16 protein-coding genes are annotated in these 17,144 nt (G+C 64.4%); 8 read left to right on the forward strand and 8 right to left on the reverse strand.

From position 1 onward, the window contains the following. Positions 1–34: 34 nt before the first annotated feature. The 4 genes from ubiA to OU999_12465 form a co-directional block, all read right to left on the reverse strand. Positions 35–943: a 4-hydroxybenzoate octaprenyltransferase gene (gene ubiA / locus OU999_12450; protein WAC22558.1), complete on the reverse strand. Its 909-nt coding sequence runs from the start codon at positions 941–943 to the stop codon at positions 35–37. A gap of 117 nt (positions 944–1,060) precedes the next feature. Beyond that, the gene (locus tag OU999_12455) at positions 1,061–1,867 is read right to left on the reverse strand and encodes a tryptophan 2,3-dioxygenase (GenBank protein ID WAC22559.1); all 807 of its coding nucleotides are present in this window, start codon (positions 1,865–1,867) and stop codon (positions 1,061–1,063) included. A 40-nt stretch (positions 1,868–1,907) separates the two neighbouring features. After that, positions 1,908–2,096 carry a hypothetical protein gene (locus OU999_12460; protein WAC22560.1) on the reverse strand — a complete coding sequence of 63 codons (189 nt, stop codon included), beginning with the start codon at positions 2,094–2,096 and terminating at the stop codon, positions 1,908–1,910. Between the two features lie 62 nt (positions 2,097–2,158). Next, positions 2,159–2,479, reverse strand: coding sequence for a hypothetical protein (locus OU999_12465; GenBank protein ID WAC22561.1), 321 nt, complete (start codon positions 2,477–2,479; stop codon positions 2,159–2,161). A gap of 262 nt (positions 2,480–2,741) precedes the next feature. Here OU999_12465 and OU999_12470 point away from each other — a divergent pair, with 262 nt between their 5' ends. From OU999_12470 to OU999_12500, 7 genes are all read left to right on the forward strand, one after another. Then, positions 2,742–3,749 (forward strand): metalloregulator ArsR/SmtB family transcription factor, encoded by a 1,008-nt coding sequence (locus tag OU999_12470; GenBank protein ID WAC22562.1) that lies wholly within the window; start codon positions 2,742–2,744, stop codon positions 3,747–3,749. Beyond that, the gene (metF, locus tag OU999_12475) at positions 3,746–4,702 is read left to right on the forward strand and encodes a methylenetetrahydrofolate reductase (protein WAC22563.1); all 957 of its coding nucleotides are present in this window, start codon (positions 3,746–3,748) and stop codon (positions 4,700–4,702) included. The genes OU999_12470 and metF overlap by 4 nt, the downstream gene beginning before the upstream one ends. Further along, positions 4,699–5,745: a homocysteine S-methyltransferase family protein gene (locus OU999_12480; GenBank protein WAC22564.1), complete on the forward strand. Its 1,047-nt coding sequence runs from the start codon at positions 4,699–4,701 to the stop codon at positions 5,743–5,745. The genes metF and OU999_12480 overlap by 4 nt, the downstream gene beginning before the upstream one ends. A gap of 159 nt (positions 5,746–5,904) precedes the next feature. Beyond that, positions 5,905–8,514 carry a methionine synthase gene (metH, locus tag OU999_12485; GenBank protein ID WAC22565.1) on the forward strand — a complete coding sequence of 870 codons (2,610 nt, stop codon included), beginning with the start codon at positions 5,905–5,907 and terminating at the stop codon, positions 8,512–8,514. 86 nt (positions 8,515–8,600) lie between these two features. Further along, positions 8,601–9,872, forward strand: coding sequence for a cation:proton antiporter (locus tag OU999_12490; protein ID WAC22566.1), 1,272 nt, complete (start codon positions 8,601–8,603; stop codon positions 9,870–9,872). 69 nt (positions 9,873–9,941) lie between these two features. Beyond that, positions 9,942–10,880: a right-handed parallel beta-helix repeat-containing protein gene (locus OU999_12495; GenBank protein WAC22567.1), complete on the forward strand. Its 939-nt coding sequence runs from the start codon at positions 9,942–9,944 to the stop codon at positions 10,878–10,880. A 76-nt stretch (positions 10,881–10,956) separates the two neighbouring features. Beyond that, positions 10,957–13,029, forward strand: a complete 2,073-nt coding sequence (locus OU999_12500) for a protein-disulfide reductase DsbD family protein (protein WAC22568.1) — start codon at positions 10,957–10,959, stop codon at positions 13,027–13,029. A 7-nt stretch (positions 13,030–13,036) separates the two neighbouring features. Here the strand turns inward: OU999_12500 and OU999_12505 are convergent, their stop codons facing one another. The 4 genes from OU999_12505 to uvrB form a co-directional block, all read right to left on the reverse strand. Beyond that, a complete protein-coding gene (locus tag OU999_12505; protein WAC22569.1) occupies positions 13,037–13,399 on the reverse strand; it encodes a hypothetical protein in 363 nt (120 codons plus the stop codon). A 142-nt stretch (positions 13,400–13,541) separates the two neighbouring features. After that, entirely contained in the window at positions 13,542–13,862 is a 321-nt protein-coding gene (locus OU999_12510) for a HigA family addiction module antitoxin (GenBank protein ID WAC22570.1), read from the reverse strand. Next, positions 13,834–14,079, reverse strand: a complete 246-nt coding sequence (locus OU999_12515) for a type II toxin-antitoxin system RelE/ParE family toxin (protein ID WAC25424.1) — start codon at positions 14,077–14,079, stop codon at positions 13,834–13,836. The genes OU999_12510 and OU999_12515 overlap by 29 nt, the downstream gene beginning before the upstream one ends. 115 nt (positions 14,080–14,194) lie before the next feature. Beyond that, positions 14,195–16,375, reverse strand: a complete 2,181-nt coding sequence (uvrB, locus tag OU999_12520) for an excinuclease ABC subunit UvrB (GenBank protein WAC22571.1) — start codon at positions 16,373–16,375, stop codon at positions 14,195–14,197. Positions 16,376–16,511: 136 nt separating this feature from the next. On the opposite strand from uvrB, the gene OU999_12525 reads away from it, so the two are divergent. Beyond that, a complete protein-coding gene (locus OU999_12525) occupies positions 16,512–17,072 on the forward strand; it encodes a DUF3617 domain-containing protein (GenBank protein ID WAC22572.1) in 561 nt (186 codons plus the stop codon). The last annotated feature ends 72 nt before the right edge of the window (positions 17,073–17,144 follow it).

Here is a 17,144-nt window from a genome sequence, read left to right on the forward strand (position 1 = left end):
GATAGCCAGGGCCATTACCTGGCAGGTCATCGAATCAACCCGCAAGGCCCACCACGGCAAAGGCCAGAAAGGCGAGCAGCCCGGCATTGCGGTTGCTGCGGAACTTGGCGAGCGGGTCCTGCGGGTCCGCGGGCCGGAGCGCCAGCACCTGCCACGCCAGATGCGCCGCCACCGGCAGCAGCGCCATCACCGCCACCCAATCGGGCCGCACCAGCCAGATCGCGCCGCCCCATGCCGCGATGGTGAGGATGTAGCAAAAGCCGACGCCCGGCCGCACGGCCCCGCCCAGCGCACGCGCGCTGGAGCGGATGCCGACCAGCGCGTCATCCTCGACATCCTGCAGCGCGTAGATGGTGTCATAGCCGATCACCCAGGCGATGCAGCCGCCGTACAGCAGTAGCCCGGCCAGCGGAACGGTACCCGCCACCGCCGCCCAGGCGACCAGCGCACCCCAGCTGAACACCAGCCCCAGCCAGACCTGCGGCCACCAGGTGATTCGCTTCATGAACGGATAGGCCGCGACCAGCGCCAGCGAGGCGATGGCGATCAGCGCGGCAACCAGGTTGAGCTGCACCAGAACGACCAGCCCGATCAGGCACAGGGCGAGCAGCCAGCCCCAGGCGGCCTTGAGGGTGACGGCACCGCTCGCCAGCGGCCGTCCGCGCGTGCGCGCGACGCGGGCGTCGAGATCGCGGTCGACAATGTCGTTATACACGCAGCCCGCGCCGCGCATCGCAATCGCGCCCAGCAGCATCCACAGCAGCAGCGGCCAGTGCGTGATCAGCCCGCCCGCCAGCGCCAGCGCATAGGCGCAGGGCCAGTAGAGCAGCCACCAGCCGATCGGCCGGTCGAATCGCGCCAGCAGCGCAAAGGGTCGCATCCCGGTCGGCAGCACCGACAGCAGGCCGCGGGTTTCGGTATCGGGGAGCGGGGTGCTGGTCATGGGGCAAGGCTTAGCGGGGATTCGCTGCGCACGAAACCTGCCGAACGCATGTCCCTGCAACGAATTTTGTCACCCCCGCGCAGGCGGAGGTGGCGCTTTCGAGGGAAGCTAGGGCCACTAGAGCCGCGTGCGAAGCGACCAGAGTTCGGGAAAGGCGCGTTTGGTGAGGGTCGTGTGCAGATAGGCCGCGCCCGCCGTGCCGCCGGTGCCGCGCTTCAGCCCGATGATGCGCTCCACCGTCAGCACATGCTTGTGCCGCCACGCTGCCATCGCATCGTCGAGATCGACCAGCTTTTCGGCGAGCTGGTAGAGGTCCCAATAGCGCTCGGGCTGGCGATACACTTCCAGGAACGCATCCTCCACCGCCGCATCGGGCGTGTGCGCCTGGGCAAAATCGCGCGTCAGCAGCGCAGGGGGAATGGCAAAGCCCGCACGCGCCAGCGCCGCAATGGCATTGTCCCACAGGCTGGGGGCGACCAGCGCCTGCTCCATCGCGCCAAGAGCGTGCGGACGGTCCTGCTGATATTTCAGGAATGCGCCATCCTTCAGCCCCAGCAGATATTCGACCGTGCGGAACTGATCGGACTGGAAGCCCGAGCTGGGCCCCAGCACGCCGCGAAAGCGGGTATAATCGCTGGGCGTCATCGTCGAGAGGATATCCCAGCTCAATGTCATCACCGCCTGGATGCGGCTCACCCGAGCCAGCCCCTTATAGGCTGGGATCAGCGCGCCACTGGCGACCTGGGCATTGGCCAGCTGCAGCTCGCGGATGATCTGCTTGAGCCACAATTCCTTGGTCTGGTGGATGATGATGAACAGCATCTCGTCATCCTCGGACGAGATCGGGTGCTGGCAATCGAGCAGCGAATCCAGCGCGAGATAGCGCGCATAGGTCATCGGCGGGGTCGTGGGATGATCGGTCATGCCCGCGTCATAGCGCCGGGGCAAACAAAGCGGAACCGCTTCAGCGCTCGCCTTGTGCGACAGCATCGGCAGCGGCCTGATCGGCCTTGCGGGTCGCCGCATCGGGATTGGCCTGGCGCTCGTCCAGCATTTCTGCGGCATCGTCGAGCGCGCGGGCCTCGCCCACGGTCACGCCGCCCGGGCCCGGATCGTTTTCCGCCGGCCCGCAGGACGCCAGACCAAATGACAAGGCCGCCAGCGCCAAAGCGCTGACGGCCCGTGTCTTACCTGCGCTTCCGAAGAAGCGAGGCATTACTTCTTGGCAGCTTCGCCAGCGGCAGCAGCAGCGTCCTTGGCAGCGTCCTTGGCTTCGCCAGCAGCAGCAGCGGCCTTGTCGGCGCCAGCTTCAGCAGCGTCAACGGCGCCTTCAGCAGCAGCTTCGGTGGCTTCGCCAGCAGCTTCGGTGGCTTCAGCAGCGGCGTCGCCAGCAGCTTCAGCAGCTTCCATGCCGGCGTCGGCAGCTTCTTCAGCGGTTGCTTCGGCGGTGGCAGCTTCTTCGGTCTTTTCTGCGCCGCAAGCAGCCAGAGCCAGCGAGAGTGCGGCAACCGATGCGATCGAAATAATGCTCTTCATCTTGAACTTCCGTCCTTGTCTAAATGGCTGATTGCAGCCCAAAAGGAGTTAAACACGTCACAACCGTGCCGACAAGCTTCAGCCAAGCCCCCACTGTCGGACGCGCGCATCTAGCGCCCAAATTTTTCCTTTGCAATCTTTTTGGTTGGGATAAGCGACAAAGCGTGACACGGCTTTACGTCCTGCTGATCGGCAGCACCACGCCGACCGGCCTGCGAAGCCGCATTGACCACATATAAAGATTTCTTTATATGCCCCTTCCATGGACATGGGAACCCTCTTCCGGGCACTGGCGGACGACAGCCGGCTGCGCATCATGCTGCTGCTGCAGCTGATGGAGCTGTCGGTGGGCGAGCTGGCGCAGGTGCTGGACCAGAGCCAGCCGCGCGTATCGCGCCATGTCCGCATCCTGGCCGAGGCCGGGCTCGCCGAACGGCACAAGGAGGGCAGCTGGGTATTCCTGCGCCCGGCCCTGCCGCGCCGCGACCATGAGGCTGCGCGGCTGCTCGACGCGTTCCTGCGCCGCGAGGACGCGGTTGGTCCGGCGCTGGCCGCGCAGCACGCCGAAGACCGCAAGCAGCTGGATGCGATCCGCGCGGTCCGCGATCAGCACGCAGCCAATTTCTTCGCGCAGCATGCGGGCGAATGGGATGCGATCCGCTCGCTGCATCTGCCCGAGGCCGAGGTCGAGGCCGCACTCGCCGCAATGATCGGCGATCGCCCGCTGGGCCGCCTGCTCGATATCGGCACCGGCACGGGCCGCATGATCGAGCTGTTCGGCCCCGCCGCCGATCACAGCACCGCGCTCGATCGCAGCCCTGAAATGCTGCGTCTGGCGCGCGCCAAGCTGCAGCATCTGGCAAGCGGCGAGGTCGATCTGATCCAGGCCGATTTCTATGCCCTGCCGCTCGCCGATCAAGCTGCGGACACCATCCTTCTGCACCAGGTGCTGCATTATGCGCAGAACCCGCAGGCCGTGCTCGACGAGGCAGGCCGCGTGGCTGCACCGGGCGCGCGAATCGCCATTGTCGATTTTGCCGCCCATGCGCTTGAAGAGCTGCGCGAGCGCGATGCGCATGCAAGGCTTGGCTTCAGCGACGAGGCCATGGCCGCAATGCTCAACCATGCTGGTTTTGCCGTGGCCGGTACGCGCAGCCTTTCGGGCGGCACGCTCACCGTCAAGATCTGGCTGGGCCAGCATCGCGGCGAGCCTGCCCGCATCCGCCCCCATTCCCAAACACAAGAAACGCCCAGAAAGGCTGCCGCATGACTCTCTCTCTGAAACAACTGGCCGAAGCGCGCGAAGCGCTGGGCACGCCGCTGTTCGCGGGGCTGGCCGGAGATGTCGAGGTGAGCTTCGAATTCTTCCCGCCCAAGACCGAGAAGATGGAAGAAACGCTGTGGGACACGCTGACCACGCTCGCCCCGCTGGCGCCGAAATTCGTCTCGGTGACCTATGGCGCGGGCGGATCGACGCGCGAGCGCACCCATGCCACGGTCGCGCGCATCGCCGCCGAAACCGCCATCCCGGCCGCCGCGCACCTCACCTGTGTCGATGCGACGCGCGACGAGATCGACGCCATCGCGCAGAGCTATTGGGATGCGGGCGTGCGCCATATCGTCGCGCTGCGCGGTGATCCGCCGCGCGCGGGCGAGAAATTCTCGCCGCATCCGGGCGGCTATGCCAATGCAGCCGAGCTGGTCAAAGGCCTCAAGCAGGTCGCGCCGTTCGAGATTTCGGTGGCCGCCTATCCCGAAACGCACCCGGATGCCGATTGCGCCGACAGCGATATCGACAATCTGAAGCGCAAGATCGATGCCGGCGCGGACCAGGCGATCACCCAGTTCTTCTTCTCGCCCGAAGCGTTTTTCCGCTTCCGCGACGCCTATGCCAAGGCGGGCATCACCGCGCCGATCCTGCCGGGCATCTTGCCGGTCAGCAATGTCGCCACCACGCGCAAGATTGCGGGCGTGTGCGGCACCGAGATTCCGCAATGGATGAACGATCTGTTCGAAGGGCTGGACGATCATCCGACCACCCGCCAGCTCGTCGCTGCCACCGTGGCTGCCGAAATGTGCCGCCGCCTCTATTCGGGCGGCGTCCGCCACTTCCACTTCTATACCCTCAACCGCGCCGAGCTGAGCTTTGCGATCTGCCACCTGCTGGGCCTTCGCGCCCCCAAGGTCGCCGCCGCCCCGGTGCTTCAGGAGAATGCCGCGTGACCCCGTCCGAGAAACTCAAGTCGATTGCCGCCACGCGCATCATGATGCTGGACGGCGGCTATGGCACGCAGATCCAGGCGCACCGGCTGGAAGAGGCCGATTTTCGCGGCGGACGCGAGTTTACCCATGACCAGAAGGGCAATAACGACATTCTCGCGCTGACCTGCCCCTCGGTCATCGCCGGGATCCACCGCGCCTATCTGGACGCAGGATCCGACATCATCGAGACCAACACCTTCAGCGCCAACCGCATCAGCCAGGCCGATTATGGCGCCGAGCATCTGGTGCGCGAGATCAACATCGAATCCGCCCGTGTCGCACGCGAGCAAGCCGATGCGGCAGAAGCCCGCGACGGCAAGCCACGTTTTGTCGCGGGCGCGATCGGCCCGACCAACAAGACGCTGTCGCTTTCGCCCGATGTCAACGATCCGGGCTATCGCGAAGTCGATTTCGACATGATGCGCGATGTCTATCGCGAACAGTGCGATGCGCTGGTCGAGGGCGGGGTCGATTTCATCCTCATCGAGACGATCTTCGACACGCTCAACGCCAAGGCTGCCGCGATGGCCGCACGCGATGCGGCAGAGGCTGCCGGTCGCGAGGTGCCGATCATGCTCAGCATGACGATCACCGACATGGCCGGCCGCAACCTCTCCGGCCATACCGTCGAGGCGTTCTGGCACGCGGTCCGGCACATCAAGCCGCTCACCGTGGGGCTCAACTGCTCGTTCGGCGCGGACCTGCTGCGTCCGCATCTGGCCGCGCTGGCACGCCAGGCCGATACGCTGGTCATGGCCTATCCCAATGCCGGCCTGCCCAACGACCTTGGCCAGTATGACGAGCTGCCCGAACATACCGCCAAGCTGATCGGCCAGTGGCTGGAAGACGGCCTGATCAACATCGTCGGCGGCTGCTGCGGCACCACGCCCGGCCATATCGGCGCGATCGCCCGCGCCGTGGCCAGCGCCCCGCCGCGCGCCATCCCGACGCTGCCGGTGCAGACCCGCCTGTCGGGCCTGGAACCGTTCACCATGGCGGCTTGAGCCAAATATGCCCTCTCTCGTTGAGCTTCGCTCGTCTGCGACTCAGGGGAGAGGGAAGAGCCGCGCAGCGGCGAAGGGAGAGGGGCATGTTGCAACCCTCTCCGCATGTTCCCCTCTCCCAACCCTCTCCCCTGAAGGAGAGAGGGCGAAAGTGAAAAAATGACCCAGTCCGCCACCCAGTCCACAGCCCAGTTCGTCAATATCGGCGAGCGCACCAACGTCACCGGTTCGGCCAAGTTCAAGAAGCTGATCATGGAAGACCGCTATGAAGAGGCGGTCGATGTCGCGCGCCAGCAGGTCGAAAGCGGCGCGCAGATCATCGACATCAACATGGACGAAGGTCTGCTCGACGCGCACGCCGCGATGACGCGCTATCTGAAGCTGATCGCTGCCGAGCCCGATATTGCCCGCGTGCCGTTCATGATCGACTCGTCCAAATGGTCGGTGATCGAGGCGGGGCTGAAATGCGTCTCGGGCAAGCCGATCGTCAATTCGATCAGCATGAAGGAAGGCGAGGAGGAATTCCTCAAGCACGCCCGCATCTGCATGGATTATGGTGCTGCCGTCGTCGTCATGGCGTTCGACGAGGTCGGCCAGGCCGACACGCGGCAGCGCAAGGTCGAGATCTGCGAGCGCGCCTACAAGCTGCTGACCGGAATCGGCTTCCCGCCCGAAGACATCATCTTCGACCCCAATATCTTTGCGGTCGCCACCGGCATTGACGAGCACCGCCGCTATGCCATCGACTTTATCGAGGCGTGCCGCGACATCAAGCAGCGCTGCCCGCATGTCCACATCTCCGGCGGCGTTTCCAACCTGTCGTTCAGCTTCCGCGGCAACGAGCCGGTCCGCCGCGCGATGCACAGCGTGTTCCTGTATCATGCGATCAAGGCGGGCATGGACATGGGCATCGTCAATGCCGGCCAGCTCGACATTTATGACGATATCGACCCGGTGCTGCGCGAAGCCTGCGAGGACGTAATCTGGGACCGCACCGAAGATGCGACCGAAAAGCTGATCACGCTGGCTGAAACCTTCCGCGGCAAGGACGAGAAGGCCGAGAAGGAAGCCGCCGAATGGCGCAGCTGGCCCGTGATCAAGCGGCTGGAACATGCGCTGGTCAAGGGCATCGACGCGCATATCGTCGAGGATACCGAGGAAGCCCGGCTTGCCGCCGCGCGCCCGATCGAGGTGATCGAAGGCCCGCTGATGGACGGCATGAACGTCGTGGGAGACCTGTTCGGCGAGGGCAAGATGTTCCTGCCGCAGGTGGTCAAGTCCGCGCGCGTGATGAAAAAGGCGGTCGCGCACCTCTTCCCCTATATCGAGGCCGAGAAGGACCCCAATGCCAAGGGCAAGGGCCGCATCATCATGGCGACGGTGAAGGGCGATGTGCACGATATCGGCAAGAACATCGTCGGCGTGGTGCTGCAGTGCAACGGCTATGAGGTCGTGGACCTGGGCGTCATGGTGCCCTGGCACGACATCCTGAAGGCTGCGAACGACAATCAGGCCGACATCATCGGCCTGTCGGGCCTGATCACCCCGTCGCTCGACGAGATGGTGACCGTGGCCGAGGAGATGCAGAAGGCCGGCATGCGCATTCCGCTGCTGATCGGCGGCGCAACCACCTCGAAGGTGCACACCGCGCTGCGCATCGCACCGGCCTATGAAGGCCCGGTCGTGCATGTGCTCGACGCCAGCCGCGCGGTCGGTGTCGCCTCGAACCTGGTCAGCGGCACGCTCGCCGAACCGTTCATCGCCAAGGTGGCGGAAGAATATGAGGCCGTGCGCCTCGCCCGCTCGGGCAAGGGACAGAACGACCTGTCGCCGCTCGATGTCGCGCGCGACAATGCGTTCGTCGCCGATATGGGCCAGAAGCCGCCCGCGCCGGTCCAGCCGGGCGTGCATGTCTTCGAGGAGTGGGACCTGGCGGACCTGCGCGAATGCATCGACTGGACGCCGTTCTTCCGCGCGTGGGAGCTGGCGGGCAACTATCCCGCGATCCTCACCGACGAGATCGTCGGCGAAAGCGCAAGCGCGCTGTTCGCCGATGCCAATGCGATGCTCGACCGGATCGTCGAGGAAAAATGGCTGACCGCCAAGGGCGTGGCCGGCCTGTGGCCCTGCCGCCGCGAGGGCGACGATGTGATCATAGACGCCGATGGCCAGGATGTGCGCATGCCCTTCCTGCGCCAGCAGATCGCCAAGCGTGAGGGCCGCGCCAACATGTGCCTGGCCGATTTCATCGATCCGGCGGGCGACTGGATCGGCGGCTTCGCGGTCACCGCAGGCCATGGCATCGATGCGCATCTGGAACGCTTCCAGGCGGCGCATGACGATTATAACGACATCCTGCTCAAGGCGCTGGCCGACCGACTCGCTGAAGCCTTTGCCGAGCGGCTGCACCAATATGTCCGCACCACCCTGTGGGGCTATGCGGCGGGTGAGCAGCTGACCAACGAGGCGCTGATCAAGGAACAGTATCGCGGCATCCGCCCGGCCCCGGGCTATCCCGCCTGTCCCGACCACAGCCAGAAGCCGGCGCTGTTCGACCTCCTCAAGGCCACCGATGCCACCGGGATCACCCTGACCGAAAGCTTTGCGATGCTGCCCACTGCGGCGGTCAGCGGCTTTTATTTCGGGCACCCGGAAAGCGCCTATTTCGGCGTCGCACGCATCGGCGAGGACCAGGTCATCGACTATGCTGCACGGCGCGGGGTCGATCTGGATACGGCGCGCCGCTGGCTGCGTCCCAATCTGGATTGAGCCATCGCGATTGACTCTGGCCTGACAAACCGCAAACTCCCCGCGCATGCCCTGCTGCGAGGGGTGTGCGGGAGGGGCATTGGCGCGTGACACCGTCTGAACTCAGCGCGTATTTCTTCGTGCAGATGGCGCTGATCATCGGCACCTGCCGCCTTGTCGGCTACGCCGTGCGCCGCTGGCTGGGCCAGCCGCAGGTGGTGGGCGAGATGATGGCCGGCGTGCTGCTGGGCCCTTCGCTGTTCGGCTTTTTCCTGCCCGATCTGCAGGCAGCCTTGTTCCCGCCGGAAACCAAGAACGTGCTGTTCGTCTGCGCCCAGCTGGGCGTGGGCCTGTACATGTTCCTGGTTGGCCTCGGTTTCCGCTCAGACCATTTCCGCGCCCAGATCGGCAGCGCGGCAGCCGTATCGTTCACCGGCATGGCGGTGCCCTTTATCGTCGCGATATTGCTCGCGCCGATGCTTCAGGATGTGCCCGGCCTGTTCGCCAGCGACGTCAATCAGTTTCAGGCGACGCTGTTCCTGGGCGCGTGCATTGCCATCACCGCCTTTCCGATGCTGGCGCGGATCATTCATGAGCGCGGCCTGACCGACACGAAGCTGGGCAGCCTGACCCTGTCGGCAGGGGCCATCGACGATGCCGCCGCCTGGACGGTGCTGGCGATCGTGCTCGCCAGCTTCGGCGACGGGCCGGGCGTCGCCATCAAGGCGATTGTCGGCGGGGCCAGCTTTGCCGCGTTCATGCTCATCTTCGGGCGCAGGCTGCTGGCGCCGCTGGGCCGCATCACCGAACGCAATGGCAAGGTCACCCATTCGATGCTGGCCGCGGTGCTGGTGCTGTTCATGCTGGCGGCCTTTGCGATGGACTATATCGGCATCCATGCGGTGCTCGGCGGCTTTCTGCTGGGCATCTGCATGCCGCGCGGCAAGCTGTCGAACGAGCTGCAGCGCCAGCTTGAACCGATCATCATGGTGCTGCTGATCCCGATGTTCTTCACCTATTCGGGGCTCAACACCCAGCTGACCGTGGTCAACAATGCCGAGCTTCTGGCCATTGCGATGGGAATTCTCGCCGCTTCGATCCTGGCCAAGGGCGTTGCCTGCTATGTCGCGGCGCGGATCACCGGGCAGGACAACTCCACCGCGATGGCGATCGGCGCATTGATGAACGCGCGCGGGATGATGGAGCTGATCATCATCAATATCGGCCTGCAGCGCGGCATTATCGGCCCGGCATTGTTCTCGATGCTGGTGATCATGGCGATCGTCACCACCTTCATGGCCTCTCCGCTGTTCGACCTGGTCTATGGCCGCAAGCACCGGTCGCCGCCGGTAACCGATGATGCAGCGCCTGTCCCCTGACGGGACGGCCGATGCGTTAACCCTCTAATACCAGGCATTTTTGTCCGCCGCATGATAGTCCCTGCGGCCATGACCGTGCTCCGCATTCTCCTTGTCGCCGCGCTGGCGCTGATCAGCGCCCTGCCCCTGTTCGCGCAGCAGCGCGCGATGCCCTATCGCATCGCCGAGACCGGCAAGAGCTACAAATCGCTGACCGATGCGGTGAACAAGATCGGCGGCGGAACCGGCACGATCGAGGTTCAGCCCGGCATCTGGCGCGATTGCGCGGTGCAGGAGGCGGGCAATATCACCTATCGCGCGGTGACGCCCGGTACCGCGATCCTGGATGGCGGCGTGTGCGAGGACAAGGCGACGCTGGTGCTGCGCGGCCGCAGCGCGCGCGTCGAGGGCCTGATCTTCCAGAACATCGCCGTGCGCGACGAAAACGGCGCTGGCGTCCGGCTGGAGCGCGGCGACCTTACCGTCGTCAACAGCCTGTTTCGCGACAGCCAGCAGGGCATCCTGACCGGCGAGGACCGCAACGGCCGGATCGTCATCGACAAGTCGAGCTTTTCGGGCCTCGGCCTGTGCGCGTCGGACTGCGCGCATTCGATCTATATCGGCGACTATGGGTCGCTGACCGTTACCCGCTCGCGCTTCGAAAAGGGCCAGGGCGGCCATTATGTGAAGAGCCGCGCGGGCCGCGTGACCATCGCCGATTCGAGCTTCGACGACAGCCGTGGCAATGGCAGCAATTACATGATCGACCTGCCCGGCGGCGCGAGCGGCGAGATCACCCGCAACATCTTCGTCCAGGGGCAGAACAAGGAAAACTGGTCGGCGTTCATCGCGGTCGCCGCCGAGGGACGCGCTTACAGCTCTGCCGGCCTCCAGATTTTCGGCAATGATGCCAGCCTTGCCCCCGGCGTCGAGCGCGCGACCTGGTTTGTCGCCAACTGGAGCCGTGACAGCATCCCGCTGGGCGAAAACCGGCTCGGCAAGGGATTGAGCGCCTACGACCAGCGGTAACCCCGCTGGCTCACCCGGCGTATAGCCCGCCGAACGGCCATTGGTTTTGGCCTGCAAACCCTTTACATGGCGGCGCATGATGTTGGCTGTTTTCCGGTCCCTGCTGGGCCTGCTTCTGCTGGGCCTTGCCCTTCCTGCTGCCGCCCAGCCTTTGCAGCGGGGGCCGAACAATATCGCCGCATCGCTGGTGGCAGAAAGCGCCAGCCCCGCGCCCGGCACCACCGTCGACCTGGCCTTTGCCATGACGCCCAAGACGGGCTGGCATGGCTATTGGGAAAATCCGGGCGATGCGGGCCTTGGCATGACGCTCGAATGGACGTTGCCCAAGGGCGTTACAGCGGGAAACCTGCGCTATCCGGTGCCGCAGACGTTGATTATCGCGGGGCTGATGAACCATGTCTATGAAGGGCCCTATGCACCTTTGGTGGCGCTGAAGTTCGACTCTTCGCTCGCGCCCGGCACGGTCCTGCCGATCAGCGTCAAGGCCGACTGGCTGGCCTGTACCGATGAAATCTGCGTCCCCGAAAGCGCGACGCTCACCACCAGCCTGACCGTGGGCAATGGCAGCGTCGACCAGACGGCGCGGACGCGCTTCGATGGCTGGCGGCAACGGCTGCCCGCGCCCTTGGGCAGCGAAGCCAGCTTTGCCCGTGACGGCAAGGTGCTGCGCATCGCCATCCCCTTCCCCGCCGGCGGCAAGATCGACGCGCCGCATTTCTTCGCGCGCACCGACAAGGCGATCCGCTACAGCGCGCCGCAGAGCTTCTTCCGCGATCGCGACCGGCTGATCGTCGAGACCGAGGTCGCCGGAACTGCCGCGCAGGACATTGGCGGCGTCCTTCGGATCGGCGAGCATCTGGGCCTCGACCTGATCGCCAGGCCCGGCAAGGTCGCGCCTGGCGGTACCCGGATAGATACCACGGCCACCGCCACCCCCGCGCAGGGTGATACCATGACGCTTCTGCTGACCGCGCTGGGCGGGGCGCTGCTCGGCGGGCTGCTGCTCAACATCATGCCGTGCGTCTTCCCGATCCTCAGCCTGAAAGCGATCAGCCTCGCCAAGGCCGGCGGCGACGAACGCGCGGCGCGGAGCGATGCGCTCGCCTATACCGCAGGTATTGTGCTGGTCTGCCTCGGGCTGGGCGGGCTGCTGCTCGCCTTGCGCGCAGGCGGCGAGCAGATCGGCTGGGCGTTCCAGCTGCAGGATCCGCGCATCATCCTTGCGCTGCTGCTGCTGGTCACCGCGATTGCGTTCAACCTCGCTGGCCTTTTCGAGTTCGCCACCGTTTCGGCAGGGGGCAGCCTGACGCAGAAACAAGGCGCGGCGGGATCGTTCTGGACCGGCGCGCTCGCCGCCTTTGTCGCGACACCGTGCACCGCGCCGTTCATGGCTGCCGCGATGGGCACCGCCCTGGTGCTGCCCGTGCCCGCTGCTCTGCTGGTCTTTGCCGGGCTGGGGCTGGGTCTCGCGCTGCCGTTCCTGGCCATCGGCTTCATCCCCGCGCTCCGCCGAAGGATGCCACGCCCCGGTGCCTGGATGAGTGTTTTCCGCCGGATCATGGCGGTGCCGATGTTCCTCACCGCGCTTGCCCTGGTCTGGCTGCTCGGCCAGCAGACGGGCAACACTGGCGTGCTCTTCGGCCTGGCCGCCGCAATGCTGCTGGCGATGCTGCTGTGGTGGCTGGGCGCACGGCAGGCGAGCGGACGCAGCGGCTGGTTGCCGATCATTCCTGCGCTTATCAGTGCAATCGCCGCCATCGCGCTGCTGCCGATGGATGCGGGCGCGTCAAGCGCAGAGGCATCGACCAATGCCACGCTGCCAACGCAGGCGTTCAGCGAGGCAAAGCTCGCTGAGCTACGCGGCGCAAACACACCTGTGTTCGCCTATTTCACCGCCGATTGGTGCATCACCTGCAAGGCAAACGAAGCCGCTGCGATCCAGCGCGAGGCCACCGCTGCCGCCTTCAAAAAAGCGGGTGTCGTCGTGCTGGAAGGCGACTGGACCCGGCGCGATGCCGAGATCAGCCGCTATCTCGAAGCGCAGGGACGCTCGGGCGTGCCGCTGTATGTCTGGTATGCGCCGGGCAAGGAGCCGGTGATCCTGCCGCAGGTTCTCACGGTCGACACGCTCACCGCGCTGCCCGGCTGAGCCCGGCCTATTCGCCTGCGCGCTCGAGTATCTCGGGCAGATAGCTCTCGCCGAGCGTGCTGCAGCCATCGGCCAGTTCGTCGAGATCGTTGGTCATGCCCTTGTCATCGGCGACCATGGCGACAGCGAACATCTGGGCCTGCTCCTCGAGTGCCTTTTCGGCCTTGGCGGTATCGCCACCGGGCGCAAGCAGCACGGCACCGGTCATGAACGCGGTGGCCAATTCGGTCGCATCGCCGCTGGCCTTCGCGTCACCTTCGGTCACCGCCGCTGCTGCAGAAAAGAACGCCGCGCAGCTCAGCAGCGAATCATAGCCTTCCTTGTCGGAAATTGCCTGGCCATGCGCAGGCACAGCCAGCGCGCCAAGCATGACGGCACCGGCGAGAACACGAGAGAAAGGCAAGGAAAGCATACACGACGTCCGATCTGATTTGTCCCGCAAAAATTGACGAGACCACGGTGCGACCCGCTGCAGCCACGGGTGCCGTTTTTCGGTCAGCTTGGCAAGGGGATCAGGCGGCGTGCTGAACGATGCGATCGAGCTCTCCATTGAGCGACCGTTTGGCTTCAAGCAGTTCATAGCTGTCCTGAAGCCGAAGGAAAAATCCCTCCGACATTCCGAAAAAGCGCCCCAGGCGCAGATCCAGTTCAGCATCCATGCGCTTTTCACCATCGATAACCGAACGGATATGCTCTGCACTCACGGCAATGGCATCGGCCAGGGCTTCGACGGTCATATCGAACGGTTCGAGAAATTCAGACAGCAGCAATTCCCCGGCATGATCGTTCTCAAGCCAGTCCGGATCAGTGGTAATCGACAATTTCGACGTCATGAGCGTCTCCGTCCTTCCAGACAAAACATATACGCCATTTTTTGTTAATGGAAATGGAATGCTGTCCCGCCCGGTCGTCGCTCAGCGCATGCAGGCGATTGCTGGGCGGGTTGCGAAGGTCGTTTAGCGACGTTGCTGCATCCAGGAACTTCAGACGGTTCAGCGCACGCTTCTGGATATCGTCCGGAAGCTCGCGACTGCGATTGCCGATCCAGATTCGCTCGGTTTCAGCATTTTTTGAAAGAAAGGATCATCTTGGCTTCCTCGTAAAGCCAAGCTTATGCAGCTCTAAACTGCTTGTCGCTATTTAACGTTTTCAGTCCCGCCAACCCTCAAAACTTCCGCTGCGTCTTCCCATAGCGCATCTTGCGCGTGCCCGGCTTGCCTTCGGTCGCCCGGCCCTTCGGCGCTGCCACCCGCTGTTCGACCGGAAGGCCGAGCTCTTCCGCCTCCAGCTTGCGGATTTCGTCGCGCAGGCGCCCTGCCTCCTCGAACTCGAGGTCGGCAGCGGCGGCGCGCATCTTCTTTTCGAGGTCCTCGATATAGGCGCGCAGATTGTGGCCGACCATGTGCGGGCGATCATCGACGCCGGTATCGACCAGCACGCTGTCCTTGCTCGCGACATGCGCGATGATGTCGCCGATATTGCGCTTGATCGTGGTCGGCGTGATGCCGTGTTCGGTATTGTAGGCCACCTGTTTTTCGCGGCGGCGATTGGTCTCGTTGAGCGCGCGCTCCATGCTGCCGGTGATGCGATCGGCGTAGAGGATCACGCGGCCCTCGACGTTGCGCGCCGCCCTGCCGATCGTCTGGATCAGCGAGGTTTCGGAGCGCAGAAAGCCCTCCTTGTCCGCATCGAGGATCGCCACCAGCCCGCATTCGGGAATGTCGAGCCCCTCGCGCAGCAGGTTGATGCCGATCAGCACGTCGTACACGCCCATGCGAAGGTCGCGGATCAGCTCGATACGTTCGAGCGTCTCGACGTCCGAATGCATATAGCGGACCTTGATCCCCGCCTCGTGCATATATTCGGTCAGGTCCTCGGCCATGCGCTTGGTCAGCGTGGTGACGAGCGTGCGATAGCCTTGTGCCGCGACCTTCTTGCACTCGTTGATCAGGTCATCGACCTGCTCCTCGACCGGCTTGATCTCGACCGGCGGGTCGATCAGCCCGGTGGGGCGGATGACCTGTTCGGCAAAGACGCCGCCGGTCTGTTCCATCTCCCAATTGCCGGGGGTGGCCGAAACGCTGACCGTCTGCGGCCGCATCGCGTCCCATTCGTTGAAGCGCAACGGGCGGTTGTCGATGCAGCTGGGCAGGCGGAAGCCATATTCGGCGAGCGTCAGCTTGCGCCGGTGGTCGCCGCGCGCCATCGCACCGATCTGCGGCACGGTCTGGTGGCTTTCGTCGATGAACAGCAGCGCGTTTTCGGGCAGATATTCGAACAGCGTCGGTGGCGGTTCGCCCGGCAGGCGTCCAGTTAGGAAGCGCGAGTAATTCTCGATGCCCGCACAGCTGCCGGTCGCCGCGATCATCTCGAGGTCGAAATTGGTGCGCTGCTCCAGCCGCTGTGCCTCCAGCAGCCTGCCTTCGATCTCAAGCTCCTTCAGCCGCTCGGTCAGCTCGAAGCGGATCGCCGCCGCAGCCTGCTGCATCGTTGGGCCAGGCGTGACATAGTGCGAGTTCGCATAGACCCGCACCTGGGCGAGCTTTGCGCCGGGCTTGCCGGTCAGCGGATCGAACTCCGCGATCGATTCCACCTCGTCGCCGAAGAACGAGATGCGCCAGGCGACATCCTCGTAATGCGAGGGAAACAGCTCGAGCGTATCGCCGCGCACGCGGAAATTGCCGCGGGTGAAGCTTGCATCGTTGCGCTTGTACTGCAGCGCGACGAGCTTACGGATCAGCTCGCGCTGGTCGACGCTTTCGCCCGCCTTGATGTCGAAGATCATCGCCGAATAGGTCTCGACCGATCCGATACCGTAGATGCACGACACCGAGGCGACGATGATCACGTCGTCGCGCTCGAGCAAGGACCGCGTCGCCGAATGGCGCATCCGGTCGATCGCCTCGTTTACCGAGCTTTCCTTCTCGATATAGGTGTCGCTGCGCGGCACATAGGCTTCGGGCTGGTAATAATCGTAATAGCTGACGAAATATTCGACCGCGTTTTCAGGGAAGAAGCTCTTGAACTCGCCATACAACTGCGCGGCGAGAATCTTGTTGGGCGCCAGGATCAGCGCGGGACGCTGCGTTCGGTCGATCACCTGCGCCATGGTGAAGGTCTTGCCCGATCCGGTGACGCCGAGCAGCACCTGGTCGCGGTCATGCGCCTGGATCCCCTCGACCAGCTCCTTGATCGCGGTCGGCTGGTCGCCTGACGGGGTGTAATCGCTCACCAGCTTGAACCGCCGCCCGCCTTCTGCCTTTTCGGGCCGTTGCGGCTTGTGCGGCACGAACGTGCCATCGGTTTGCGGCTCTTCAAGCCCGCGTCGGATTACCAGTTCAGCCATGCGCAGAGATATGCGGAGCGGGGGCCATCGGCGCAAGGGCGGCGATGCGATTGCCAAGCGCCAGGCGCATCTTTAGGGTCGGCGGCAACAAGGACAGACGGATCGCGCATCCCCAATCGCTCAACGGAGAATTTTCATGAAGATGCAGACTGTTTCGATCCTGGCCCTGCCGCTGATGGCGCTGGCCGCATGCAGCGGCGGCGGTGCGGACAAGGATGGCGACGGCAAGATCAGCAAGGAAGAGGTCGCCAAGGAAGCCGAATCGATCAAGTTCAGCGCGGGCGAATGGGAAAACAAGGTCGAGATCGTCGATGTGAAGTTTGACGAGACCAAGCTGTCGGCCGAACGCAAGGCGATGACCGGCGCGATCGTCAAGCAGATGATCGGCCAGGTGCAGACCACCAAGAATTGCCTGACCGAAGAGCAGGCCAAGAAGCCGGGGGCGGACTTCCTGGCCGGGGCTGCCAATGACGAGTGCACCTACAAGAAGTTCGACCTGTCCGGCGGCGCGATCAATGCCGATATCACCTGCAAGGGCCAGCAGCCGGGCCAGAAGGGCGACATCAAGCTGAACGGCACCTACACCTCGACCAGCTATGACATGCAGATGGAAATGGCGATGAGCTCGGGCGAGATGGGCACGATGACGATGAAGGCGAAGAACAGCGCCAAGCGCATCGGCGAATGCAAGGGCTGATCGCTCGGTTTATGGCGTCAAGCTCGTCGCCCCCGCGCACGCGGGGGTCCCGCTTCCTGAAGCAATTTTGGC

Source organism: Blastomonas sp. SL216, assembly GCA_026625625.1.
Taxonomy (GTDB): domain Bacteria; phylum Pseudomonadota; class Alphaproteobacteria; order Sphingomonadales; family Sphingomonadaceae; genus Blastomonas.